The sequence below is a fragment of the Acinetobacter seifertii genome, from assembly GCF_000368065.1.
Classification (GTDB): Bacteria; Pseudomonadota; Gammaproteobacteria; order Pseudomonadales; family Moraxellaceae; genus Acinetobacter; species Acinetobacter seifertii.
This window is the reverse complement of sequence record NZ_KB851199.1, coordinates 71,877-96,926: the sequence shown is the minus strand read 5'-3', so window position 1 is coordinate 96,926 and position 25,050 is coordinate 71,877. Positions and strand designations below refer to the sequence as shown.

The window sequence follows — 25,050 nt, the reverse complement described above, 5'->3', positions numbered from 1 at the left end:
ATGGATCATGATATGTCTTCAATGAAAGGTATGGATCATGATATGTCTTCAATGAAAGGTATGGATCATGATATGCCTTCAAAAACAGTAAGCTCTTCTGGATCTGATCAAGTGGTTTACGGATGGGCGAATGCATCAACACCAGCTGGTCTAAAAGCACTTCAATATAGTGATTTACAATCTTTAACCCCCCAAAAAGATACCCGTGCTCCAGAACGTGAAATTGAAATCCGCTTAGGTGGAAATATGGAGCGCTATATTTGGACAATTAATGGTAAGAAGTTTAATGAAACTGAACCATTTAAAGTGAAATATGGTGAGCGTATACGCTTGAAATTTGTTAACGATAGTATGATGGCTCATCCAATGCATTTACATGGCATGTTTATGCAACTGGAAAATGGCCAAGATCCTAGCAATATGCCGAATAAACATACAGTAATTGTTCCACCAGGTAAAACAGTTACAACTTTATTAACGGCTGATGAGTTAGGTGAATGGGCTATCCATTGCCATTTGCTCTATCACATGTCTGCTGGAATGATGAATAAACTTATTGTGGCAAATGTCGATAGTAATAGTACTGATTCGAAAGATGTTGTTGCTCAACCTAATACTAATGATAAGGGGGTAAATCAACATGCGCACCACTAAAAAAATATATTCTAAGACATTTTTATCTATAGCTTTAATTGGATTATCAGGTGTAGCTTTTGCAAATGATACTGCTGTTCAAAGCATGGATAGTAGTACTAAATCCTCTCAGTCCGAGAGTATGAAAATGCTGTTAAAAGAGCCTGGTGGATTAGGTTATGTTGATCGTAATACTTACCAAAATTCAACTTCTGGTAATGATGGAGATAATGGTATAGGCCTGGAAGCCGAAACTTCTAATAACCGAAATCATGATAAACATCTGAAAGAACATGGTGGACAAGTTTTCCAAATGACTAAGTTTGAGAATGAGTGGACTGTGGATGAAGATGGCAAAGGTGCTTTAGGATCGAAAATTGAAACATTGATAGGTACAGATGAAAATCGCCTATTTATTGAAGCAAATTTGGATAAAGCAGAAAGTCATGATCCAAAATATGATGTATCTGCGCTTTATAGCCGTAATGTAGCACCCTTTTGGGATGTACAGGCTGGGGTGAGATACAGTGAAGATAAAAATAACAGCAACAGCGATCGGGTTGATGGTGTTGTTGGCGTGTTGGGATTAGCTCCATATTTCTTTGAAACCCAAGCTTATTTGTACGGTGGTGAGAATAATTTTTGGGGGGCAAGCTTAGAAGTCGAGCGTGATTTCCTGTTAACCCAGAAATTGATCACACAACCTTATCTTGAAGTAGATGCTGTATTTAGCGATGATTCTAACTATGCTGCAAAATCAGGTTTGTCTGAACTAAAAACCGGTATTAAAACCCGATATGAAGTCACTAAAAGAGTCAGACCTTTTGTGGATGTTGCTTACCAATATGAAAAAGGACAAAAAGCAACTAACGTGCAAGAAGCAACTGAGTCCGAAAAAGGATGGAAATATGGTGCAGGCATCGAATTGGTATTTTAAAATACTATAACTTGAAATCATGAATAGTAGTTTCGGCTACTATTCATGAAATTGTTGCTATTACGATTCAATTCTGTAAAACTAAAAAAGCTTAAAATTTGGTCTATGTCTATGCAGTGGTTAAAAACATGCCTATCGCTGTTTTTATCGTTTGCTATCCTGTTAGTAGGATCGGCTGCTGTTGCCTCGTCTGTACATAAACGATGTTTAATGCCATCTGAACAGATGCAATCCATGCAAATGGAAGAGTCGAAAAATCAGAATATGATGCATACTGATTGTATGAAAGGAGAAGCAAAGTCCAAAAAAACTCTGCATGATCCATCCTGTCTGTCTGAACAAGATTGCATTATGTCTTTTACCAAGCTTGTATATGCTAATGACGTTCAGGGTATTTTGCACTCAATGGTTTCCTTTCCTATAGAGCGCTCAGCTTTTTACTCTTTAGATCAAAATCTTCCTTCTCCATACCCTTCGGGTTTATGGAAGCCTCCACGCTCTAACTAATTTGATAGTCCTCTATCATTCATAGAATTTTCTATGAATGTTCTGCGCGTGCGCGTAAACATTTTAGAGCAAAAAATATGAATATTTATAAAGAAAAGCAATCTCATCGTAAGAGATGGCCAATAGCTACTATCTGTTTCTGTCTGGTCTATGGTCAGGCTTATGCTGAGCCATTAACTTTGAATACAGCTATGAAGCTTGCTGAGCAATATGCACCTACCCTAAGAGCAAATAGTGCAAGGATTGAAGGGGCTGAAAATATGGTTTCAGCTTCAGGTATTTTACCCAACCCTAAATTATTTGTAGGTTTAGATAATTACCCTGTATCCGGCGATGCCGCATGGTCAGTCACACGCGAAGGTATGACTATGCAAAAAATTGGCGTGATGCAAGATTTTCCAAATCGTGCCAAAAGACAAGCTGAGGTCGATTTAGCAAAAGCTGAACTAGGTTCGGCCAATGCTCAAACTGAGATTCTGCGTATTGAGGTACGTCAGAAAGTCGCATCTGCTTGGCTTAAGCGCTTTTATCTTGAACGTAAATTAGCACTATATGATGAACTGTTTTCAGAGAATCGATTACTTTCTCAAATTACTCAAACACAGGTCATCTCTGGTCGTACAATCATTGCCGATGCACTTGATCCAAGACAAGAAGCCACGGTATTGCTTGACCAGAAGGATGATTTACTTCGTGATTTAAATAAAGCCAAGTTAGAGTTGCATCGGTTAGTCAGTGCAGAACCTACTGAAAATCTCTCTCAAATTGAAACCTTACCTGACCAAGCACCATCTATCTACCTTGATACATCAAAGCTATATCATCATTTGCATCAACATCCTGAATTAAAAGCATTTCAGGCAGAAAAGCAAACTGCTGAAGCAAAACTGAAGCAAGCTCAGGCTTTACAGAAACCAGATTGGGGTATTGAACTTGCTTATCAGCATCGAGCACCCGAATTTGGCGATATGATCGGGGTGCAACTAACAACAGAGCTTCCTGTCTTTTCAAAAAGACGTAGTAGTCCACTCATTCAGGCAGCTTTAGCCGAACAAAACAGGATTACCGCCGATCAAGAAGTCCAATACCGTGACCATCTCACTATGCTAGATGATGGGTTATCCGATCTTGATGCACTTGATCAGCAAATTAGACGTGCGATGCAAACAAGTATTCCACTCGCTAAACAAAAAGTGGGTTTACAGTTGGCAAGCTATCAAGCAGGTAAAAGTAATTTGTCTAATGTTATTGCTGCTCGACAAGCTCTTTTAGAACAGCGTTTGCGTCTCATTGATCTCCAACAGCAACAGGCTGTGACTAAAGCCCAACTTTATTATGCCTTTGAAGAACCGACCTTAAACCATGTTGAGGGGCAGCCATAATGTTAAGAAATAAATTAGCAGTTACTGTCATGGGCGTTGCGGTAATTAGTCTGGCTGCGGGTGGTGGTGCTGGATACTGGATTGCACATCAGAAATACAATCCTCAATCAGGTCCGCAACAGGCTGCCAAAGTGTTGTATTGGTACGACCCAATGAAGCCTGAACAGCATTTTGATAAACCGGGGAAATCGCCATTTATGGACATGCAACTGGTTCCTAAATATGCAGATGAAAATACTACGATGACTGAAGACAGTTATCCTGCGGTTAAGATTGATCCATCCCTCCAACAAAATTTAGCAATTCGTTATGCTTCAGTCGAACAAGCTGTGATGGGAAATACTTTGTTAACCAATGGTATATTGCAGACCAATGAACGACAGGTAGCTATTTTACAAACAAGAGCAAGTGGTTTCGTCCAACGAGTGTACGGACATGCTGTTGGGGATATGGTGACGCAAGGCAGTCCCATAGCTGATATTTCAATACCTGAATGGACAGGAGAACAAACTGAATTTCTAGCTGTACTCCGAACAAGAGATCGTTCTCTTATTCAGGCAAGCCGACAACGTTTACAGCTTTTAGGAATCCCACAAAATGTGATTAATCAAGTCGAGCGGACACATCGAGTGCAATCCAATATGACTTTAAGTGCACCTGTAAGTGGATTTATTGATTCGTTAGAAGTCCGCAATGGAATGGCTTTAGCTATGGGGCAAACGCTTGTCACCATCAAGGGGATAAACCCAATCTGGTTAGAAGCATCTGTTCCAGAAGCACAAATTGCCGGGATAAAACGGGGAATGAAAGTTGAAGCTACTTTTGTTGCATATCCTCAAATAGTGTCCGGTAAAGTCATTGATATTTTACCAACTTTGGATAGCACGAGTAGAACCATAAAAGTTCGTATTGAGTTGCCCAATAGAGAGGGATTGCTCAAGCCGGGAATGTTTGCTTCCGTTAAATTCTCCAACAACCCACAAAGCAATTTAGTTATACCAGAGCAAGCTGTTATACGTACAGGTACTCGGAACGTTGTCATTGTGGGACATGAGCAAGGGCGTTTTGAACCTGTTGTAGTACAGTTAGGTCAAAGTGATGGCAATAAAATTGCAATTCTAAAAGGGTTGAAAGCTGGTCAGAAGGTGGTAATTTCAGGGCAATTCCTGATTGATTCTGAAGCAAATTTACAAGGTGTATTGGATAAGCTGAACACTGGACAATCGAAGACTTCATCTCAAGTGGTTAAGACATCAATATATCAAGGCATTGGTAAAGTTGAAAAAGTCACAGCTCAAGACATTACCATTTCACATCAGGCGATTCCTGAGTTGGGTTGGGGGGCTATGACTATGAGCTTTAAACAACCAGTGCAACCATTTACCCAAATTCAGCAAGGCGATCAGGTCCGTTTTAGTTTTACACATGCTAGAGATACTTACGTTATTTCTGACATTTCCAAGATGTCTATGACATCTATGAAGAACTAAACGGGAGGACGATTATGATTGCCCGTATTATTCGTTTTTCAATTGCAAATCGTGTATTTGTCCTGTTGGCCGCTTTAATTCTGGCTGCTTGGGGAACTTGGGCCGTAAAGAATACTCCGGTCGATGCATTACCAGATTTGTCTGATGTACAAGTAATTATTCGAACTAATTTTTCTGGTCAGGCACCACAAATTGTTGAAAATCAGGTGACCTACCCTTTAACAACAACCATGTTATCGGTGCCCGGTGTTAAAACTGTTCGCGGTTATTCTTTTTTTGGTGACTCATTTGTTTATGTCATCTTTGATGAACATACTGACCTTTACTGGGCCCGTTCTCGTGTATTGGAGTATCTAAATCAAATTCAAGGGAAAATGCCTGCAAATGCGAAATCTTCATTGGGACCAGATGCCACTGGCGTTGGTTGGGTTTATGAATATGCATTAGTAGACCCAACAGGACAGCATGATCTTTCGGAGCTGAGAAGCATACAAGACTGGTTTTTAAAGTATGAACTGAAGACATTACCTAACGTGGCTGAAGTTGCCACAATTGGGGGAATGGTTAAGCAATATCAGGTTGTCTTAGACCCAAGCAAGATGGCTACTTTAGGTGTCACACAAAACAATGTCATTGAGGCGATTCAAAAAGCTAATCAGGAAACTGGTGGTTCAGTTCTGGAAATGGCTGAAACGGAATATATGGTGCGGGCTTCTGGTTATTTAAAAACTTTAGATGATTTTCGCCAAATTCCTTTACGAACAAATAGTTTCGGTGTTCCTGTTTCTTTAGGTGATGTTGCAACTATTCAACTTGGTCCAGAAATGCGTCGTGGCATCAGTGAATTGAATGGGCAAGGTGAAACGGTTGGGGGTGTCGTGATTTTACGAGCAGGTAAAAATGCACGTGAAACGATTACTGCTGTGAAAGCGAAGCTAGCTGAATTACAACAAAGTCTACCGAAAGGTGTACAAGTTGTTCCTGTATATGATCGCAGTCAATTGATTGATAGAGCAGTAGAAAATCTCAGCCATAAATTAATTGAAGAGTTTATTGTGGTGGCTTTAGTCTGTGGACTATTCCTCTGGCATTTACGTTCAGCAATGGTGGCTATTGTTTCTTTGCCGCTTGGGATTTTATCTGCTTTCTTGGTGATGCATTATCAAGGGCTAAATGCCAATATCATGTCGTTGGGTGGTATTGCTATCGCGATTGGCGCTATGGTCGATGCCGCAATTGTAATGGTTGAAAATGCACATAAGCATATCGAAACTTGGCAACACGAACATCCTGAGCAAGTCTTGGAAGCACAAGTCCGTTGGAACATCATTACACGTTCTGCCAGTGAGGTCGGGCCAACTTTATTTTTCTGTCTACTCATCATTACCTTATCCTTCATTCCTATTTTTACTTTACAGGCACAAGAAGGTCGCTTGTTCTCACCACTGGCATTTACTAAAACCTATGCAATGGCAGCAGCAGCAGGTTTATCCATTACCTTGATTCCCGTTTTAATGGGTTATTGGATTCGAGGGAAATTACCTTCTGAACAGCGTAATCCACTGAACCGTTTTCTGATCAAAATATACAGCCCTATGTTGGATAAGGTTTTAGCTCATCCAAAGACAATTTTACTTGGTGCATTGCTAATTTTCCTTATTAGTCTTTTCCCTTTAACACGGTTAGGTGGGGAGTTTCTACCCAATATGGATGAAGGTGATTTACTGTATATGCCTTCAGCTTTACCGGGATTGTCCGCAGCAAAAGCTTCTGAGCTACTCCAACAGACTGATCGAATGATTAAAACCGTTCCTGAAGTTGCAACAGTATTCGGTAAAGCTGGTCGCGCAGAGTCAGCCACAGATTCTGCACCATTAGAAATGTTTGAAACCACGATTCAGTTCAAACCACGGTCTGAATGGCGTTCAGGTATGACACCTGACAAATTGATAAAAGAACTAGATAAGGCAGTCCAAGTACCGGGTTTAACAAACATTTGGGTGCCACCTATCCGTAACCGGATTGATATGTTGGCAACTGGGGTGAAAAGTCCAATCGGGATTAAGGTTTCAGCAAATGATCTGCAAGATATTGATCGGGTAGCACAGCAAATTGAACAAGTGGCTAAACAGGTGCCCGGTGTTAGTTCAGCTTTAGCTGAACGGCTCACAGGTGGTCGATATGTTGATGTTGATATTAACCGTATGCAGGCTGCGCGATATGGTCTCAATATTAAAGATGTACAGCAAATCGTCTCATCAGCGATTGGCGGGGAAAATATTGGTGAAACTGTTGAAGGCTTGGCACGGTATCCCATTAATGTACGTTACCCACGAGAGATTCGAGATTCACTGGAAGCCTTAAGAAATTTACCGATTCTAACTGAATCTGGTCAACAAATAGTCTTGAGTAGTGTTGCTAATATTCAAATTACAGATGGGCCGCCAATGCTTAAAAGTGAGAATGCCCGTCCAAGTGGTTGGATCTATGTCGATGTACAAGGACGTGACTTAGCTTCGGTTGTACAAGATTTGAAGCAGGCCATAGACCAAAAAGTAAAACGTTCTTCTGCCATGAGCATTAGCTATTCAGGACAGTTTGAGTTCATGGAGCGTGCGAATGCTCGCTTAAAAGTTGTTATTCCAATTACTTTGATGATCATTTTTCTATTGCTCTATTTGATTTTTAGGCAAGTACAAGATGCTGTTCTGATTATGGCAACACTACCTTTTGCCTTGATTGGTGGTATTTGGGCTATGTACTTGAGTGATTATCACTTTTCGGTTGCGATTGCTGTTGGTTTTATTGCACTTGCTGGTGTTGCCGCAGAGTTTGGTGTAGTCATGTTGTTCTATTTAAAGCAAGCAATTGAGCATGCACAGCAAAGCCTATCTTCTTCAACGGCATCCTTAACAGAGCAACAACTCAATAAGGCAATTCATACAGGAGCCGTGCTACGTGTTCGCCCTAAAGCAATGACAGTCGCTGTCATTTTGGCGGGGTTAATCCCTATTCTGTTGGGGACTGGAACAGGTTCTGAATTAATGAGTCGTATTGCTTTACCTATGGTTGGGGGGATGATTTCAGCCCCTCTCTTATCTATGTTTGTTATCCCTGCGGCATATCAGCTTTTAATCAAAAGAAAACTATCAAAGAATTGATAGTTTTATTATTTCGTCAAAAGAGGTTTTATTATGTTGAAATTTATGAAAATTGTGGCTCTTGTTGCAACTGTTGCTGCGTTAAGTGCATGTAGCAAAAATGAGGCATCAGAGCAAAAGAAAGCGGAAGCACCGATGGAGCAGATGAGTAAAGAGTCATCTACAGTTGCAACAGCTCAAGCTGTTGGTGTGATTACTGCTATTGATACGAAAGAAAATATTCTAACACTCGACCATGAAGCAATTCCTGCAATTAAATGGCCTGCAATGACCATGGGCTTTAAAGTTGCAGATCCAGCATTATTGAATGGTTTAACTGTAGGGGAAAAGGTTGACTTCGAATTAAAAATAGAGGGTGAGAGTCAGATTATTGTTGCTGTGAAAAAAAGCTCATAATCAGTTTGATACTTAAAAGAAAAATGGATGCGAAGGCATCCATTTTTCTTTATGAAATATTCTTATTTTGATTAAAGTCTACTAATAAGCTGATATGTAATGAAGGCAAAGAAATACGCAAGCCCAAATAAGTAAGTCGCCATAATAACAGGCTGTTTCCAGCTACCAGTTTCACGACGAATGGTCGCTAATGTTGCAAGACAATGTGGTGCGAAAATGTACCAAACTAATAATGACATCCCTGTAGCTAGCCCCCAACCATCAGGACCAGAGATTTGACTCAACAATGTTTGAGTTACAGTATCTTCATCTCCAGACATAGCATAAATTACACCTAAAGCAGCAATGACAACTTCCCTTGCAGCCATAGCAGGAATTAATGCGATACAGATTTCCCAAGTAAAGCCAATAGGTGCAAATATAGGCTGAATAATGTGTCCAAGTTGTCCAGCTAAACTATAGTTGATAGCAGGCATCGTGGCATGCTCAGGTGGTTGAGGGAACGTAACCAACACCCAAAGCAATATAGATAATGCTACGATAATACCACCAACTCTTTTTAGAAAGATCGTAGCTCGATCATAAAGTCCTAATGCAACGTTTCGAATATCTGGCAATCGATAAGTAGGCAACTCAAAGATAAAAATACTTTCTGTTTTATCTTTTCTAACTAGTTTCAAAAATAAAGAAACACATAATGCTGAAACAATTCCAGCCATATATAGTCCAAAAAGAACTAAACCTTGTAGGCTCAACCAACCATAAACTAATTTGTTTGGAATGAATGCCGCAATTAGCAAAGCATAAACAGGTAATCTTGCAGAACAAGTCATTAATGGCGCAATCATAATGGTTGCTAGACGATCTCTTTCCGAACTAATGCTTCGTGTTGCCATGACACCAGGAATAGCACAGGCAAAACTAGACAATAGTGGAATAAAGGAACGTCCACTTAAACCAGCTTTGGACATTAATTTATCCAAAAGGAATGCTGCTCGTGGCAAATAACCTGATTCTTCTAAAATTAAAATAAAGAAGAATAAGATAAGGATCTGCGGCATATAAGCCAAAACACTACCCGATCCAGCGATTACCCCATCAACAATAAGACTTCTAAGTAATGGATGAGTAATAAGCGGGCCAATTGTATTACCTAACCAAGCAATTGCATTTTCAATTAATGAGATAAAAGGTTGTGCCCAGATAAAAACGGCTTGGAACATGACAAACATGGTAAGCGTTAGGATGACTAAACCAAGTACAGGATGTAAGAAAATTTTATCCAAGAAAGCTGTTCTTGCATCACCGTTATCATTTTTTAAAATTACCTGTTTAGTAATATTTTTAATCTGATCAAAATGATTCAGATCAGAATGATAAGGAGTGACAAATAGATTTTTTTGATCTAATTGATTTAGTAGTTCTTGCACGCCTTTAGTTTTAACGGCAACAGCCTCAATAACAGGGATACCCAACAATTCTGATAGCTTATTAATATCTATCGAAATACCACGCTTTTTGACCTCATCCATCATATTTAAAACAAGAAGCATTGGTCGATTCAATGCCCTTATTTCAAGCACAAGACTTAAATGTAAATGTAAATTAGTGGCATCAACCACACATACATATATATCAGGTAGAACCTCACCCTCAAGCTCACCTAAGCATACAGCCCTTGTTACCTCTTCATCTAGACTCGTAGGCTTTAAGCTGTATGTGCCGGGCAAATCTAAAACTCGAACTGATTCACCAGAAGGTAGTTTAAAAAAACCTTCTTTCCGCTCAACAGTAACACCAGCATAATTAGCTACTTTTTGACGAGTACCTGTTAAAGTATTAAAGAGAGATGTTTTCCCACAATTTGGGTTACCAATAAGTGCAATATTTTTACTGTTCATTTGAAACAATCTCTACAAAAATTCGTTCAGCTTCATTCTTTCTTAACGCAAATCGAGAAGTTTCAATTTGAACCAATACTGGATCACCACCGAAAAGTCCCTTAGCTAGAACTTGTAAAGTTTCACCAATTCTGAAACCTAACAATTCAAGTCGTTCGAGAACTGGATCATTTTTATCTAAATATTGGTTACCTTTTTTTAGGTCAACAATTTTGACAAATTCGTTTGGTTTAACTTGGAATAAATTCATTTTTAATACTCTTATTTCAATGCCAAAATTTTTCGAGCACCGTTAAGTACGAAAAGTGAAACAATTATTCCTATAACAAGATCTGGATATGCGGAACCTGTCAAAGCAACTAGTATCCCTGCACAAATCACACCAAAATTGACTATGATATCATTGGATAAAAAGACCCAACTAGCCTTCATGTGTGCACCATCATTTTTTTGATGAGACATTAGGTATATACAATAAAAATTGGCAATTAGCGCTAAAGCAGCAATTCCAATCATCAAGAAAGACTCTGGCTCACTACCATAAATGAACCGACGCACAACATCTACAATTACAGAAGTAGCGAGAATTAACTGTAACCAGCCTGAAAGATGCGCTGCTTTTAATTGTTTTTTTACACTTTTACCAACAACAAACAGTGCTATACCAAACACTGTGGCATCAGCAAGCATATCCAATGAGTCAGCAATCAAGCCTGTAGAGGCAGCTACCAAACCACTGATAAACTCTATAAAGAATAATAGGAGATTAATCGCTAAAAGAATTTTTAAAACTTTTGCTTGTTCAGACGTATCTGCTTTTTCAGGCATTTCACCCACAGAGGCAGCGGTACTTTCAAGTTTGGCTCCAAAACCAAGTGCTTCAAGTTTGCTAGTAATTTCATTAAGACCATCATTATGAAAAACTTTTAATTTCCGATTAGGTAAATCAAATATTAGTCCTTTGACCTCACTCACTGGAGACAATGCCATACGAACCATTTGCTCCTCAGCAGAGCAATCCATTTTCGGAATCAGAAACGTACTGATTTCTTTTGCATGCTCTTTATTTACATAGGCTTCAGTTTTATTTAATTTAGCGCCAAACCCAAGAGCTTCAAGTTTTGCAGTGATTTCATTACTTTCACCATTATGCATAACTTTTAGGTTTCGATTCGGCAAATCAAAAACTAGCCTCTTAACATTTACCAAAGAAGATAAAGTCATCCGAACCATTTGTTCCTCTGCGGAACAATCCATTTTAGGGATTTTATAGTCACTGATGAAAGTCGCTACACCCTCATTATCACTGATTATCTCAGGTGAACTTATTGAATCTGGGGTGCAACATGAGTTTGACTGCGTAGAACATGGCTGAGTACTAGCACAAGAATCTTTTTCATCTGGCTTAGATTGTTGTGGTACTTCATTACCACAACAAGAGCTTTTACTTTCTTCAGCAGTTAAATCTTTACTGTTACCAGAATTTGTTTCTGATTCATTTTGATTTTGCTTAGTGTCTTCACAAGAACTTTCTTTATTACAACCGCAACCACTCATTGATGTGCCCATAGTCATATCTTTACTTATTGCATATTAAAATCTCTATAGCTACTATAGAGTCAAGTTGGATTTTGAGTATTTCTAATGTTTATGAAGATAGGAGAGCTCTCTGAGAAAACGTCGTGCTCAGTACTGACAATACGGTTTTATGAAAAAGAAGGTTTAATCCCGCAACCTGATCGAACTCAAGGTAACTATAGACTATATACTGAAGATTACATTGATCGGTTGAAATTCATTGTGAATTGTCGTTCTTTGAATATGAACTTAATTGAAATCAAAAAATTACTAAATTATAAGGATCTGCCTAATCTAAATTGTTCTGATGTGAATGAGCTTATCGATTCACATATTAACGATGTAGAGGAAAATATTCGGAATCAGCAGAAACTCATACAGCAGCTATTAGAAATAAGAAAGACTTGTGATGGGTTATGTACAGTGGACAAATGTGGTGTACTGAAGAAGTTAGCCTGAATAAAAAGTTAGTGATCACATTTGTTTCTCAAACTTACTGATACGTATATTGGCTTATTTAATATTATTGCTAAATTCTTAATCTAAAATGAATTGTTTACAGCAGTTTTTCAAATTTAACTAGCTTATTTAATGGATTGTATTTTGCAGACCATCATATATGAAGTTGCATATATATGCTAATTCATATATAAAGATATTAATATATTAGAGGTCCCAGTTTCATGACAACTTCATTAGATGTAAAGATTTATCACAATCCTGCTTGTGGCACCTCTCGGAATACTTTGGCTTTGATTCGCAATACAGGAATTGAACCAACCGTTATTGAATATCTCATTACACCACCTAGTCATGACGAATTAGTTAAATTGATTCAGGATGCAAACTTAACAGTAAGAGAGGCTATTCGTCAGAATGTAGATCCTTATCGGGATTTACAGCTTGATCGTAGTGATTTGAGTGATGAACAACTACTCAGTTTTATGCTTGAACATCCTATTTTGATTAATCGACCATTTGTTGTTACTGAATTAGGTACTCGCTTAAGTCGTCCTTCAGAAGTTGTCTTGGATATTCTGCCATTACCACAAAAAGGTGCTTTCACTAAAGAAGATGGTGAACAAGTGATCGACGAAAATGGTCAGAGAGTAAATTAAAAAATTTAGTTCTTGTATGTGATTATCTGCATATCCAAATTTATAGGTAGCAAAGATGGATCAAGTGTAAGCGTCCGCTGAACCCCACTTTTTCTAACTCATTAATACCGCGATAGTGTCCACTTAAATTTAAGTGGACACCTATTTATGGATTTAAAGACAGTTATAGACAGTGCACCAACGCTAAAAAAGCCCCGTCGAACCTTCACAGCTGAATTTAAACATCAACTTATTCAGCAATGCCAGCAGCCAGATACATCAGTGGCCAAGGTAGCAATGCAACATCAGATCAATGCCAATCTGCTACATAAATGGATTCGTCAGTCCAGATCAATGCCCCCTGCATTAAAAACCCCATCCATTCCACAGACTGACTTTCTTCCGGTCATTCTTCACCCGACTCCAGTCAAACAAGAAGCACCTCTACCACCTGTGCCAGAGAAGAAAGCTGTCGCTCATATCAGGATTCCATTACATGAGGCACCAAGTTCCGCAAGGGATCAGATGATCGAGATCGACTGGCCGGTGGAGTCAGTAACTGAATTACTGTTGCTGATCCAGGGTTTGACTCAATGATTCGTATTGATGAGATCTGGTTGTCTACCCAGCCGATGGACATGCGTGCAGGGATGGATACAGCCATGGCTCAGGTGCTGAGAGCCTTTGGCTACATCAAACCGCATTGCGCTTACCTGTTCTGTAATAAGCGTGGCCATCGTATGAAAGTGCTGGTGCATGATGGACTGGGTATCTGGCTGTGTGCCCGGCGGCTGGAACAGGGGAAATTCCACTGGGCTAAAGTTCACCAGGGTGAAAGTATGGCGATCAGCCCGGAGCAGTTACAGGCACTGATCCAGGGTTTGCCCTGGCAAAGAATCGGACTGCAGCAAGTGGTAACAATGCTCTAAACCAGGCTCATCCATTCTGCTATTCTCCAAACGTTCTATTTCCTCTGCATCATGACCTCAGGCATACTGCGGTCATGAATACGCTGCCTGATTTAAGCCAACTGACCCATGAACAACTGCTGGAATTTACCAGACAGTTGGCGATGCAGCATCAGTCTCTGGCACAATCTAAACAACAACTGGAACAATCAAATCAGCAATTAGATGCCAGAGTTCAACATCTTGAAGTCACCAATCAGCAATTAGATTCTAAAGTTCAACATCTTTCTATTCTCAATCAAAAATACGAGCATGAGCTTGCACTATTTAAACAGCATAAATTCGGCAGTAAAAACGAACATCTAACCGCAAAACAAATCCATCTCTGGGATGAAGCGGTTGAAGAAGATATTGCAGCGGTTGATCTGGAACTGGAACGACTGAATGCAGATAAAACCAATGCAGCTGCACAGAAAGCCCCAGTCAACAAACCTAAACGTCGGCTGTTGCCAGATCATCTACACACCCTCCGTATTGAGCATGAACCTGAATCAACACAATGCAGTTGTGGCTGTACCTTGCGTCGTATCGGTGAAGATGTCAGTGAAAAACTGAATTTCAGACCGGCACAGTTCTATAAGGAACAGCATGTGCGTGGTAAATGGGTCTGTGATCAGTGTGACACTCTGACTCAGCAAGCGATGCCAGCCTATGTGATTGATAAAGGCATTGCTTCACCTGAATTGCTTAGCCATGTGCTGGTGTCAAAGTATGCCGATCATTTGCCTTTGTACCGTCAACGTCAAATCTTTCTACGCGCAGGTGTTGATCTGTCTAGATCAACGTTATCTGACTGGATTGGCCGCTGTGGGGTGGAACTGGAACCTCTGGCCAATGCCTTAAAACAGGTGGTACTGCAACAGCAGGTGATCCATGCAGATGAAACACCGGTGACGGTCATGCAGATGGGTGAAAATGAGAAAAAGCCCAAAAAAGGTTATGTCTGGGCCTATGCCAGCACACAGTACAATCCAGTTCAGGCAGTGATCTATGACTTTCAAGATAGCCGTTCTGGCCAGCATGCTGAAGACTTCCTGAAAGGCTGGCAGGGTCATTTGGTCTGTGATGATTACAGTGGTTATAAAGCACGCTTTAGATCAGGTCAGGTCATTGAGGTGGGCTGCATGGCACATGCACGTCGTAAATTCCATGAACTACATGTGACCAAGAAAAGTCAGGTCGCTGAACAGGCATTAGTGCTGATTCAGAAATTATATGCGATAGAAGCAGAATTAAGAAAAAAGACGGATGGTACAGCGGAAGACCGCTGCGAATACCGACAACAGCATAGTCAACCGGTCATGCAACAACTATATGAATGGCTCAACCAACATCAGCTGACGGTGCCATCGAGTTCTCCAACCGCCCGGGCGATCAATTACAGCCTAAAACGTTGGACTGCTTTAAGCCGCTATCTGGATGATGGCAATCTACCCATTGACAATAATTGGATAGAGAACCAAATGCGTCCCTGGGCCTTGGGGCGTAAGAACTGGCTATTTGCAGGTTCGCTGCGCAGTGGTCAACGAGCTGCCAATATCATGACTTTAATCCAGTCAGCAAAGCTGAATGGCTTGGATCCGTATGCCTATTTAAGTGATGTGCTGAAAAGGTTGCCAACACATAAAGTGCCCCAAATAGAAGAATTACTACCTCACCGCTGGAAACCTGAACCCCGTTAAAACTTGGCGATGGCGTTCAGCGGATGCTTACGATCAAGTTAATTTTTTTAAATGCTTATCAGATGAAACCCGTCTCAATATTGTCACTTTAATTGCTGAGAATAAAGAACTCTGTGTTTGTGATCTGACAGAAAAGCTACAACTGAGTCAACCAAAGATTTCTAGGCATTTAGCTTTATTACGCTCTTCTGGTCTCTTACAAGACAGACGACAAAGCCAATGGGTGTACTACAGCATTAATCAACAACTTCCAGCATGGTGTTTTGAAATTCTAGATACTTTAAAAAAAACATCATCTAGTCAAGTTGTAAGCAATACCAACACGCTTTCTATAAATAGTTATTGTGAGTAATAGATTATGAAATTCCTTTTTTTGTGTACTGGAAATAGTTGTCGTAGCATTTTGTCTGAAGTGCTTTTTAACAGTCGTGCTCCTCATGACTGGAAAGCATACAGTGCAGGTAGTAAGCCATCAGGACAGGTGCATCCATTGACTATTGAAACTTTGGAAAACCTTGGTCTTTCAACAGAAGGTTTATGGAGTAAAACCATTGATGACTGTGAGCAATATAAACCTGATGTAGTGATTACTGTGTGTGATTCAGCAGCTCAAGAAGCTTGTCCTCTTTATTTGGGGGGAGCGATCAAGGCACATTGGGGCTTGGCTGATCCATCACATTTAGACTTGCCTAAAGAGGAAAAATTAAAAGCTTTCCAAGTGACAGTAGACCATATCAACCGTCGTTTAGATGCTTTATTTGCACTTGATACAGCAAATATGTCTCGTCCTGAATTAATTGCTGCAATCAATCACATATCAGATATTGAATGAGAAAATCATGGCTCAACAAAGACTGTCATTTTTAGATCGTAACCTGACGCTATGGATTTTCATTGCGATGGGGTTGGGGATTGCGATAGGTGTCTTCTTACCTCAAGCTTCCGTTACTTTAGACAAAATGAGTGTGGATTCTGTCAATATTCCAATTGCGATTGGTTTGATTCTGATGATGTATCCACCGTTAGCCAAAGTGGACTATGCAGCTCTACCACAAGTATTTAAAGACAAAAGAACATTAACTTTGTCTTTAGTACAGAACTGGATTATTGCTCCTGTATTAATGTTTGCATTAGCAATTATTTTTTTGCATAGCTATCCAGAGTATATGACTGGACTAATCCTGATCGGATTAGCTCGTTGTATTGCAATGGTTTTAGTTTGGAATGGTTTAGCCTGCGGCGATAACCAATATGTAGCAGCATTGGTTGCATTCAATAGTATCTTTCAGATTTTGTTCTTTAGTACTTATGCTTGGTTATTTCTTACCTTCTTACCACCTTATTTTGGTATTGCTGGGCAAGTAATCAATGTGGATTTTTGGACGATTACCCACGCGGTATTAATTTACTTGGGTATTCCTTTTTTTCTTGGTTTCTTGACCCGTTTGATCTTAGTCAACGCCAAAGGCTTAGAGTGGTACCAAAATGTCTTTTTACCGAAGATCAGTCCATTAAGTCTATTGGCATTACTGTTTACTATTGTTGCTATGTTTAGTCTCAAAGGTGGAGATGTAGTGAGTCTGCCTTTGGATGTAATTCGAATTGCGATTCCATTAACAATTTACTTTATCGTAATGTTCTTCATTAGTTTCTTTATGAGTAAGTGGATGGGTAATGACTACCCAAAAACTACAGCAATTTCATTTACTGCTGCGGGTAATAATTTTGAGTTAGCACTGGCTGTAGCCATTGCAACCTTTGGTTTAGCATCGCCTGTGGCATTTACTACAGTCATTGGGCCATTAGTTGAAGTACCAGTTTTGATTGCTTTGGTCAGTGTCTCTTTATGGCTAAGAAAAAAGTATTTTGAATCGGTGTAAATCTATGAATCTCCCAAATGTTGATATGAATCTTCTTGATCGACCTACTTTAGAGAAAGTTCAAGCTAAAGCACTGGATCATGCACCACGCATCTTATTGTTATATGGCTCGAATCGTGAACGTTCTTATAGTCGTTTAGCGGTGATGGAAGCAGGACGAATCTTGGAGGAGTTTGGTGCTGAGGTGAAAATCTTTCATCCGAAAGGATTGCCTTTGCCAGAAGATGCCGATACTGAACATCCAAAAGTAAAAGAATTGCATGAACTTTTGGCTTGGTCAGAGGGTATGGTTTGGTGTTCACCTGAGCGTCATGGTTCTATGAGTTCTATTTTTAAATCCCAAATCGACTGGATTCCTTTGGCTGGTGGTGCAATACGTGCGACGCAAGGTAAAACTTTAGCACTTATGCAAGTTAGTGGTGGTTCACAATCTTTTAATAGCGTTAACCAGATGCGTATTTTGGGGCGCTGGATGCGGATGATTACAATCCCGAATCAATCTTCAATTCCTAAAGCCTTTTTAGAGTTTGAAGAAGATGGACGTATGAAAGCATCTTCTTATTACGATCGTATAGTAGATGTGATGGAAGAACTCTATAAGTTTACATTACTTACGCGTGGACAAAGCCTGTATCTAACTGATCGATATTCTGAGCGTAAAGAATCTGCTGAAGAATTATCTAAACGTGTTAACCAGCGTAGTCTGTAACACATTGGAGAGAACTAAATGCAAAGTAGACATTCACGTCTGATCGAGCCTGTAAATTATTTTGTGTAAGTTCCATTTTTTATAAATGATCTTTTAATCGATCATCGAACTGAATCGTAAACCAATTCATTGCTAAACGCCAATTTTGAATTGGCATCGTCCATTTCTTCGCAGCATTTGATGTTGCTAAGTAAATGACCTTCTTTACTGAGTCATCAGATGAAAAGATTTTCCTTTTCTTCGTTGAATGGCGTATTACGCTATTCAACGACTCAATCGCATTTGTTGTATAAATTGCATGACGTATTTCGGCTGGATAGCTAAAGATCGTTCGGATATTTTCCCAATTGGCCCGCCAGGATTCTCCAATTTTGGGATACTGGTGATTCCATTGATCACAGAAGATGTCTAGGGATTTTAAAGCATTTTCCTCTGTACTTGCCTGATAAATCGCTTTCAGACCCGACGTAACAGCTTTGTAGTCTTTCCAGCTTACAAATCTCAGGCTATTGCGTACAACATGCACGATACACAGTTGAATATCAGTATGAGGGTAAACAGAGGCTATCGCGTCAGGGAAGCCTTTTAATCCATCTACACAGGCAACAAGAATGTCCTGTACTCCTCGATTTTTTAGCTCTGTCATGACTGACAGCCAGAATTTGGCACCTTCTGTCTGAGCAATCCACATACCCAGTAATTCTTTTTGCCCATCCATATTGATGCCTAAAGCAAGGTATACGGACTTGTTAATCACATTGGAGTGCTGACGGACTTTGACAACAATACAGTCAAGATAGACAACAGGATAAAGGCTATCTAAGGCTCTATTTTGCCACTCAGTCACTTGCTCAATCACAGCATCGGTAACTTTGCTGATGAGAGATGCTGACACATCGGCATCGTACATTTCTTTGAAGAAGGCTACAATTTCCCTATTAGTCATTCCTTTTGCATACAGTGAGAGGATTTGGTCATCCATACTGGTGATGCGTGTTTGGTGCTTTTTGATAATTTGTGGCTCAAATGAACCTTCTCGATCACGGGGAATATCTAAAGCCAGTTGTCCATCTTGAGTTGTAATGGTTTTAGAACTAAACCCATTACGGCTATTTGAGCCTTTCTTGGGCTGATGCTTTTCATAACCGAGATGGTCTGAAAGTTCAGTATTGAGTGCAGTTTCAATCATGAATTTTTTAAAGACTGCTGTCATTTGGTTTAAGTCTTCTGGTGTTTTTAGACCTTTAGCCAATTCGGCAGCCATACTTTTGATTGTTGCTTCATCCATGTGAAGTACCTTTTGTAATTATCCTCTGAAGGATAAATGAAAATTAAGTACTTACACAAAATTTAGAACAGTCCCCGTCTGATAATTCTCGGTTCTGGCCCTGCGGGCTATAGTGCAGCTGTCTATGCAGCGCGTGCAAACCTTAAACCTACTTTAATTGCGGGTTTACAACTAGGTGGGCAACTTACAACAACAACCGAAGTTGACAACTGGCCGGGCGATCCTGAAGGTTTAACTGGTCCTGCATTAATGGATCGTATGCAAGCACATGCTGAACGCTTTGGTACAGAACTCGTCTATGACCATATTAACGAAGTGGACTTAAATGTACGTCCTTTTGTTTTAAAAGGTGACATGGAAGAGTACACATGTGACGCTTTGATTATTGCAACTGGTGCTACAGCTCAATATCTTGGCCTAGAGTCTGAACAAAACTTTATGGGACAAGGCGTAAGCGCATGTGCAACATGTGATGGTTTCTTCTACAAAAACCAAAAAGTAATGGTTGTAGGTGGTGGTAACACTGCTGTTGAAGAAGCGCTTTATTTATCAAATATTGCTTCACATGTAACGCTAGTACACCGCCGTGATAGCTTACGTTCTGAAAAGATTTTGCAAGATCATTTATTTGCTAAAGAAAAAGAAGGCAAAATCAGCATTATCTGGAATCACGAAGTTGAAGAAGTATTGGGTGACAATACTGGTGTAACAAGTGTTCGCCTTAAATCAACTCAAGATGAGTCTAAGCAAGACGTAGAGGTTCATGGTCTATTCGTTGCAATTGGCCACAAACCAAATACTGGAATGTTTGATGGTCAATTAAACTTACGTGATGGCTATATCCAAGTACAAAGCGGTACTTCTGGTAATGCAACAGCAACTTCTGTAGCTGGTGTTTTTGCTGCTGGTGACGTCGCTGACAGCATTTATCGTCAAGCGATTACTTCAGCTGGGTCAGGCTGTATGGCTGCTCTAGATGCTGAAAAATATCTAGATCAATTGAACGATTGAAAAGCTAATTCAATCACTTGAAAGTTTTAAGAAATAAGCCCAGTCTGTTAAACAGGCTGGGCTTTTGATTTTGTTTATGACAATAAAGAAGAGGGAGAGATAATTTGTCTCAATTACAAGCTGAAGTAGATGTAGTCATTATTGGTGGTGGACAAGCAGCTCTTGCTACAGCCTATTTTTTAAAACGTAAGAAAATTCCATTTGTGATTTTAGATGACCAAAATCAGGCAGGTGGTGCATGGTTACATGCTTGGGAGTCTTTACGTCTTTTTTCTCCAAATACTTGGAGTTCGTTGTCGGGCTGTATGATGCCAAAAACTGAACAAACTTATCCAACGCGGAATGAGGTGATTCAATACTTATCTGCATACGAACAACGCTATCAATTTCCTGTCATTCGACCTATACATGTTGATCATATTGAGAAAAAAAATGACTGCTTAGATGTATATGCGGGTGATAAATATTGGCGAGCAAAGGCCGTTGTCAGTGCTACAGGTACATGGAGTCAGCCTTATATTCCACATTACGAAGGATTAGAAAGATTTAAAGGAATACAAACCCATTCAGCACATTATGTTAATCCAGAACCTTTTATTAATAAAAAGGTTCTAGTGATAGGAGGAGGTAACTCTGGTGCTCAAATTCTTGCTGAAGTTTCAGAAGTTGCAGACACTATTTGGATCACAGTAAATCCTCCTCAATTTTTATCGGATGATGTTGATGGGCGTGTTTTATTCCTTCGAGCAACAGAACGTTTGAAGGCACAACAGGAGGGACGAATAGTTGATCAACCCATTGGTGGTCTAGGGGATATTGTCATGATTGATAGTGTCAAAGATGCACGTGAACGTGGGGTATTACATAGCAGAGAACCCTTTAAAGCATTTAAAGAATATTCGGTTGTTTGGGAGGATGGTTCAACACAATTGGTTGATGCTGTGATTTGGTGTACAGGCTTCAAAGCATCCCTAAATCACTTAAGGAGTCTAGGAGTGATAGAACCTAATCAGACTGAACCGTACCGGGTTTGTCGGAGACCACTTTTCTTGAGAGAATGTCCCGATGAAAAAAGTAAAATACACCCCTGAAATCAGAGATAGAGCGGTTCAATTATTGATTGAATCCGAAAAAGATTATCCTTCTACTTGGGCTGCAATCACAGCAATTGCTCCCAAGATTGGCTGTACTCCTGAAACACTACGTTCCTGGCATCAGAAGCATTTGAATCAACAGAATCCAATTAAAGTACAGCAGCTTTCAGACCAAGAACGCATTAAACAACTTGAACGCGAAAATAAAGAACTGCAGCGAGCCAATGAAATTCTACGTAAAGCAGCTGCTTTTTTCGCCCAGGCGGAGCTCGACCGCCCACACAAATAATGGTGGATTTCATTCATAACCATAAAGACCTATACGGTGTTGAGGCGATTTGTAGAATTCTACCAATCGCAACTTCAACCTATTATCGAACTTTAGATCTTGCGGACAATCCAGAACATCGAGCGAAAAGAGATCTACATGACCTGCATCATGCTGAACAAATTAAACGAATTTGGCAGGAAAGTTCAGGTCGGTATGGTGTACGTAAAGTCTGGCAAAAACTGAAACGGGAAGGTTATATTGTTGCGCGCTGTACAGTTGCTCGATTGATGCAACAGCTAGGAATACAAGGTGTTTGGCGTGGTAAGAACAAACAAACGACACGTAGCAGAGATGATCAAAAACGAGCAGCCGACTTGGTGAAACGGAATTTTAGTGCTGATCATCCAGATCAGCTGTGGGTCGCAGACTTCACATATATTCAAACCCATTCAGGCTGGGTGTATACCGCCTTTATGATTGATGTTTTCTCACGGGCAATTGTTGGCTGGAAAGTATCAACACGGATGAATACAGACATGGTCCTTGATGCACTGGAACAAGCGTTACATGCTCGCGGTATGCCAAAGAATGTAATTCATCATTCCGACAGAGGCGTGCAATACCTTTCTATTCGTTACACCCATCGTTTGGAAGCAGCAAATTTACGAGCATCAGTCGGTACAACTGGTGATTCATACGATAATGCTTTGGCTGAAACGGTGAATGGCTTATACAAAACAGAGGTGATTGAATATTTAAAAGCAGATTGGCAAGGTTTAGCAGATGTACAACTTGCGACACTAAACTGGGTAGATTGGTTCAATAAAAAGCGTGTACACAGTGCACTGGGTTATGTATCGCCTTTTGAGTTTGAAGCAATGTACTATGATAAGATTAACCCGTTAGGTCAGGTGGCCTAACTTAAATAAAAAAGTCTCCGACAAACCCGGTACGGTTCAGACTGTTGCTGTCAATGATGGGCGTTCAATAAAAATAAACAACCTTTGGCTAGTTGGTTATGGTGAATGGACAGGCATGGCATCGGCAACATTAATTGGGGTTTCTAGAACAGCCAAAGCAGTAGTCGATGAAATAGCTGTTTACTTAGCTATAGATTAAAAATTCTTAAATAAAGGATGGCTAAAGATATAGAAGGTTTATATATTTTTTATATCAAACACTTATATTTTTTTTTGGTGGTATTGGTTCTAATTTAGTTAGTGATCAATAACTGGAAAATTTTAACTAGACTCTAGTTGCTTAATATAATTCCCAATAAAACTAGTCTACTGTTTATATACTCTTTCATGAGTAAGGAGGTATCTGAGTACTACAAAAGTTGGTGGTGTTTCAAAAAGTATGCTGAAACAAAGCAGGTTGAATTTTGATAAAATAGAGAAATGCGAATAACTCTAGAAATCAAATGTCCAACCTGCCTCAGTGACAGTATAAAGAAAAATGGCATCAAAGTAGATGGGAAACAAAACTATCAGTGCAAAGACTGTAAACGTCAGTTTATTGGTGACCATGCTCTGAGCTATCTAGGATGTAATTCAGGCATTACTCGAAAAATATTACAGTTGATGGTCAGAGGTAGTGGTATACGAGATATCGCTGAAGTTGAGCGAATCAGTATCGGTAAAGTTTTACGTACTTTAACCGAATCGACCTACCAAATTCAGCCTAAACAAAGTCATTATGAGTCTCTTGAAGTTGATGAGTTTTGGACTTTTGTGGGAAATAAAAATAATAAACAATGGCTTATTTACGCCTACCATCGAGAAACAGGTGAGATTGTTGCTTATGTTTGGGGTAAAAGAGACTTAGCTACAGTTCAACGATTGAAAACAAAGCTTAAACAATTAGGTATTCACTACACCCGAATTGCAAGTGATCATTGGGACAGTTTCATAACTGCTTTTAAAAACTGCAAGCAAAGTATTGGTAAATTTTTTACTGTAGGTATTGAAGGTAATAATTGCAAAATAAGGCATCGAATTAGGCGTGGTTTTAGAAGGAGTTGTAATTTTTCAAAAAAGATTGAAAACCATTTTAAAGCTTTCGACTTAACCTTTTTTTACATCAATAATGGCTTCATTTAATGTCAGCATACTTTTTGAAACACCACCCAAAAGTTGTTATTACTCAGATACCGACAGATTTAATTGAGCTAATTACACTGTAAGCAGAACCAATTACAGAGATGAAATCATGAAGTCTATAGATGAAATAAAAGCTCAAGAGGTATGTGTAGCTATTCTATTAGATAAAAAAGCTACTAATACGCAAGCCAAGATACTTCCTAGTGAAAATATAATCATTGATAGGTTACTTGAGCGTAAAGTTGAGTTACAACATGCTTATAGTGAGTTGTATTCAAAACTAGGGAAATATCATCAAGCCCTCACAAATTTTTTAGATTTGTTAGTAGAAATTACTTCAATGCATAGTCCAGAGGAAGTAATAAAGTCTAGAGCTGCTCAGAAAAAATTGAATGAGATTAATCAGCAAATTTCTATTAAAGCTCATGAATTAGCAGCTCTCCTAGAAACTAGATCCGAGTTAATAAATACTTCTGGCTTTATGACAGATACCCATTATCACATTGGTAATGTAATTCGTGAAGCATCTCAGAATAATCCGTATTTTAGAACATCTTTGCTAGATAAATTAAAGCAACTCCAAGGTCGGTTTGATCTTAAATATTGGCCTCGGTTAGATGATGTAATGAAAGTTATCGCTGAAGATGCAAGAATGGCCGTACCTATTGCTATTGATTCTATTACTGAAGTGGCAACAAGAGGTGAGAGAGCTTCCTTAGTTGATTATTTTAGAGCTTTATTTGAAGCTATTGAATGTAATCGTCAGAAAGAATATGGTTTCTTACCTAATGACTTTAAGTTAACAGATAATACAATTGCTACTTTAGCTAATTGCGCCTTAGCTTTAGAGCCAAAAGAAATGATTGATGGCCTATATGTGAAAAATTTTAGAAGTCGTGAACGCAAACGCATAGGTAGTGACTCCTAATTTTAAATATGTGGACAAGTCTGGATTTGTCCACA

The 25,050-nt window shown here is 39.5% G+C and carries 24 protein-coding genes, 2 pseudogenes and 1 other annotated feature; of the genes and pseudogenes, 22 read left to right on the top strand and 4 right to left on the bottom strand.

The window, feature by feature from the left end; all coding sequences use genetic code 11:
- The 7 genes from F985_RS26045 to F985_RS05400 form a co-directional block, all read left to right on the top strand.
- A partial coding sequence (locus tag F985_RS26045; protein WP_004698668.1) for a multicopper oxidase domain-containing protein occupies positions 1-654 on the top strand: 654 nt, incomplete at its 5' end.
- Positions 641-1,570, top strand: coding sequence for a copper resistance protein B (locus tag F985_RS05425; protein ID WP_001260874.1), 930 nt, complete (start codon positions 641-643; stop codon positions 1,568-1,570). The genes F985_RS26045 and F985_RS05425, both read left to right, overlap by 14 nt.
- A 45-nt stretch (positions 1,571-1,615) precedes the next feature.
- Entirely contained in the window at positions 1,616-2,077 is a 462-nt protein-coding gene (locus F985_RS05420) for a hypothetical protein (protein WP_000771473.1), read from the top strand.
- Between the two features lie 77 nt (positions 2,078-2,154).
- Entirely contained in the window at positions 2,155-3,459 is a 1,305-nt protein-coding gene (locus F985_RS05415) for a TolC family protein (RefSeq protein ID WP_001028920.1), read from the top strand.
- Positions 3,459-4,949 (top strand): efflux RND transporter periplasmic adaptor subunit, encoded by a 1,491-nt coding sequence (locus tag F985_RS05410; RefSeq protein ID WP_004698664.1) that lies wholly within the window; start codon positions 3,459-3,461, stop codon positions 4,947-4,949. Before F985_RS05415 ends, F985_RS05410 begins: the two co-directional genes overlap by 1 nt.
- 14 nt (positions 4,950-4,963) lie before the next feature.
- A complete protein-coding gene (locus F985_RS05405) occupies positions 4,964-8,110 on the top strand; it encodes an efflux RND transporter permease subunit (RefSeq protein ID WP_000561666.1) in 3,147 nt (1,048 codons plus the stop codon).
- Positions 8,111-8,143: 33 nt separating this feature from the next.
- The gene (locus F985_RS05400) at positions 8,144-8,506 is read left to right on the top strand and encodes a copper-binding protein (RefSeq protein WP_000911302.1); all 363 of its coding nucleotides are present in this window, start codon (positions 8,144-8,146) and stop codon (positions 8,504-8,506) included.
- A gap of 71 nt (positions 8,507-8,577) precedes the next feature.
- On the opposite strand, the gene feoB is transcribed toward F985_RS05400, so the two are convergent.
- The 3 genes from feoB to F985_RS05385 are packed head-to-tail and all read right to left on the bottom strand — an operon-like array spanning position 8,578 to position 11,976.
- The gene (feoB, locus tag F985_RS05395) at positions 8,578-10,407 is read right to left on the bottom strand and encodes a ferrous iron transporter B (RefSeq protein ID WP_001086233.1); all 1,830 of its coding nucleotides are present in this window, start codon (positions 10,405-10,407) and stop codon (positions 8,578-8,580) included.
- Positions 10,397-10,657, bottom strand: coding sequence for a FeoA family protein (locus F985_RS05390; RefSeq protein ID WP_001048218.1), 261 nt, complete (start codon positions 10,655-10,657; stop codon positions 10,397-10,399). The genes feoB and F985_RS05390 overlap by 11 nt, the downstream gene beginning before the upstream one ends.
- Positions 10,658-10,668: 11 nt before the next feature.
- Positions 10,669-11,976, bottom strand: a complete 1,308-nt coding sequence (locus tag F985_RS05385) for a cation efflux transmembrane domain-containing protein (protein ID WP_000537300.1) — start codon at positions 11,974-11,976, stop codon at positions 10,669-10,671.
- Positions 11,977-12,051: 75 nt separating this feature from the next.
- On the opposite strand from F985_RS05385, the gene cadR reads away from it, so the two are divergent.
- From cadR to arsH, 9 genes are all read left to right on the top strand, one after another.
- Positions 12,052-12,444, top strand: a complete 393-nt coding sequence (cadR, locus tag F985_RS05380; protein WP_000480874.1) for a Cd(II)/Pb(II)-responsive transcriptional regulator — start codon at positions 12,052-12,054, stop codon at positions 12,442-12,444.
- 224 nt (positions 12,445-12,668) lie between these two features.
- Positions 12,669-13,103: an arsenate reductase (glutaredoxin) gene (gene arsC, locus F985_RS05375; RefSeq protein WP_000213577.1), complete on the top strand. Its 435-nt coding sequence runs from the start codon at positions 12,669-12,671 to the stop codon at positions 13,101-13,103.
- A 147-nt stretch (positions 13,104-13,250) separates the two neighbouring features.
- Positions 13,251-13,679 (top strand): IS66-like element accessory protein TnpA, encoded by a 429-nt coding sequence (gene tnpA, locus F985_RS05370; protein WP_000364662.1) that lies wholly within the window; start codon positions 13,251-13,253, stop codon positions 13,677-13,679.
- On the top strand, positions 13,676-14,011 hold the full coding sequence (gene tnpB, locus F985_RS05365; protein ID WP_000618090.1) for an IS66 family insertion sequence element accessory protein TnpB: 336 nt from the start codon (positions 13,676-13,678) through the stop codon (positions 14,009-14,011). The genes tnpA and tnpB overlap by 4 nt, the downstream gene beginning before the upstream one ends.
- Positions 14,012-14,085: 74 nt before the next feature.
- Positions 14,086-15,732: an IS66-like element ISAba17 family transposase gene (locus F985_RS05360; RefSeq protein WP_001094416.1), complete on the top strand. Its 1,647-nt coding sequence runs from the start codon at positions 14,086-14,088 to the stop codon at positions 15,730-15,732.
- Positions 15,719-16,084, top strand: coding sequence for a metalloregulator ArsR/SmtB family transcription factor (locus F985_RS25000; protein ID WP_081401235.1), 366 nt, complete (start codon positions 15,719-15,721; stop codon positions 16,082-16,084). The genes F985_RS05360 and F985_RS25000 overlap by 14 nt, the downstream gene beginning before the upstream one ends.
- Positions 16,085-16,090: 6 nt before the next feature.
- Complete coding sequence (locus tag F985_RS05355; RefSeq protein WP_000670223.1) at positions 16,091-16,564, top strand: arsenate reductase ArsC; 474 nt, start codon at positions 16,091-16,093, stop codon at positions 16,562-16,564.
- Positions 16,565-16,571: 7 nt separating this feature from the next.
- On the top strand, positions 16,572-17,612 hold the full coding sequence (arsB, locus tag F985_RS05350) for an ACR3 family arsenite efflux transporter (protein ID WP_000068658.1): 1,041 nt from the start codon (positions 16,572-16,574) through the stop codon (positions 17,610-17,612).
- Positions 17,613-17,616: 4 nt separating this feature from the next.
- On the top strand, positions 17,617-18,321 hold the full coding sequence (gene arsH / locus F985_RS05345) for an arsenical resistance protein ArsH (RefSeq protein ID WP_001052988.1): 705 nt from the start codon (positions 17,617-17,619) through the stop codon (positions 18,319-18,321).
- A gap of 79 nt (positions 18,322-18,400) precedes the next feature.
- Here arsH and F985_RS05340 read toward each other — a convergent pair whose 3' ends face one another.
- Positions 18,401-19,609 carry an IS256-like element ISAba26 family transposase gene (locus F985_RS05340; RefSeq protein ID WP_000343018.1) on the bottom strand — a complete coding sequence of 403 codons (1,209 nt, stop codon included), beginning with the start codon at positions 19,607-19,609 and terminating at the stop codon, positions 18,401-18,403.
- 78 nt (positions 19,610-19,687) lie between these two features.
- Here F985_RS05340 and trxB point away from each other — a divergent pair, with 78 nt between their 5' ends.
- The 6 genes and pseudogenes from trxB (at position 19,688) to F985_RS05310 (ending at position 25,015) form a co-directional block, all read left to right on the top strand.
- On the top strand, positions 19,688-20,620 hold the full coding sequence (trxB, locus tag F985_RS05335) for a thioredoxin-disulfide reductase (RefSeq protein ID WP_031944410.1): 933 nt from the start codon (positions 19,688-19,690) through the stop codon (positions 20,618-20,620).
- 104 nt (positions 20,621-20,724) lie between these two features.
- Positions 20,725-21,636, top strand: a pseudogene (locus F985_RS05330) (ArsO family NAD(P)H-dependent flavin-containing monooxygenase); the annotation flags it as partial.
- A 49-nt stretch (positions 21,637-21,685) separates the two neighbouring features.
- Positions 21,686-22,905 (top strand): IS3 family transposase gene (locus F985_RS05320; protein WP_085945696.1). Its coding sequence is split into 2 segments (ribosomal slippage): positions 21,686-21,962 and positions 21,962-22,905, totalling 1,221 coding nucleotides; the frame shifts between segments, so codons are not numbered across the junction.
- Positions 21,961-22,077: a sequence feature (AL1L pseudoknot), on the top strand. (Overlaps the previous gene by 117 nt.)
- A 37-nt stretch (positions 22,906-22,942) precedes the next feature.
- Positions 22,943-23,104: pseudogene (locus tag F985_RS25745) on the top strand (pyridine nucleotide-disulfide oxidoreductase); the annotation flags it as partial.
- Positions 23,105-23,385: 281 nt separating this feature from the next.
- Positions 23,386-24,087, top strand: coding sequence for an IS1-like element ISPa14 family transposase (locus F985_RS05315; RefSeq protein WP_001223318.1), 702 nt, complete (start codon positions 23,386-23,388; stop codon positions 24,085-24,087).
- A 109-nt stretch (positions 24,088-24,196) separates the two neighbouring features.
- The gene (locus F985_RS05310) at positions 24,197-25,015 is read left to right on the top strand and encodes a hypothetical protein (RefSeq protein ID WP_000835370.1); all 819 of its coding nucleotides are present in this window, start codon (positions 24,197-24,199) and stop codon (positions 25,013-25,015) included.
- Positions 25,016-25,050 lie beyond the last annotated feature (35 nt).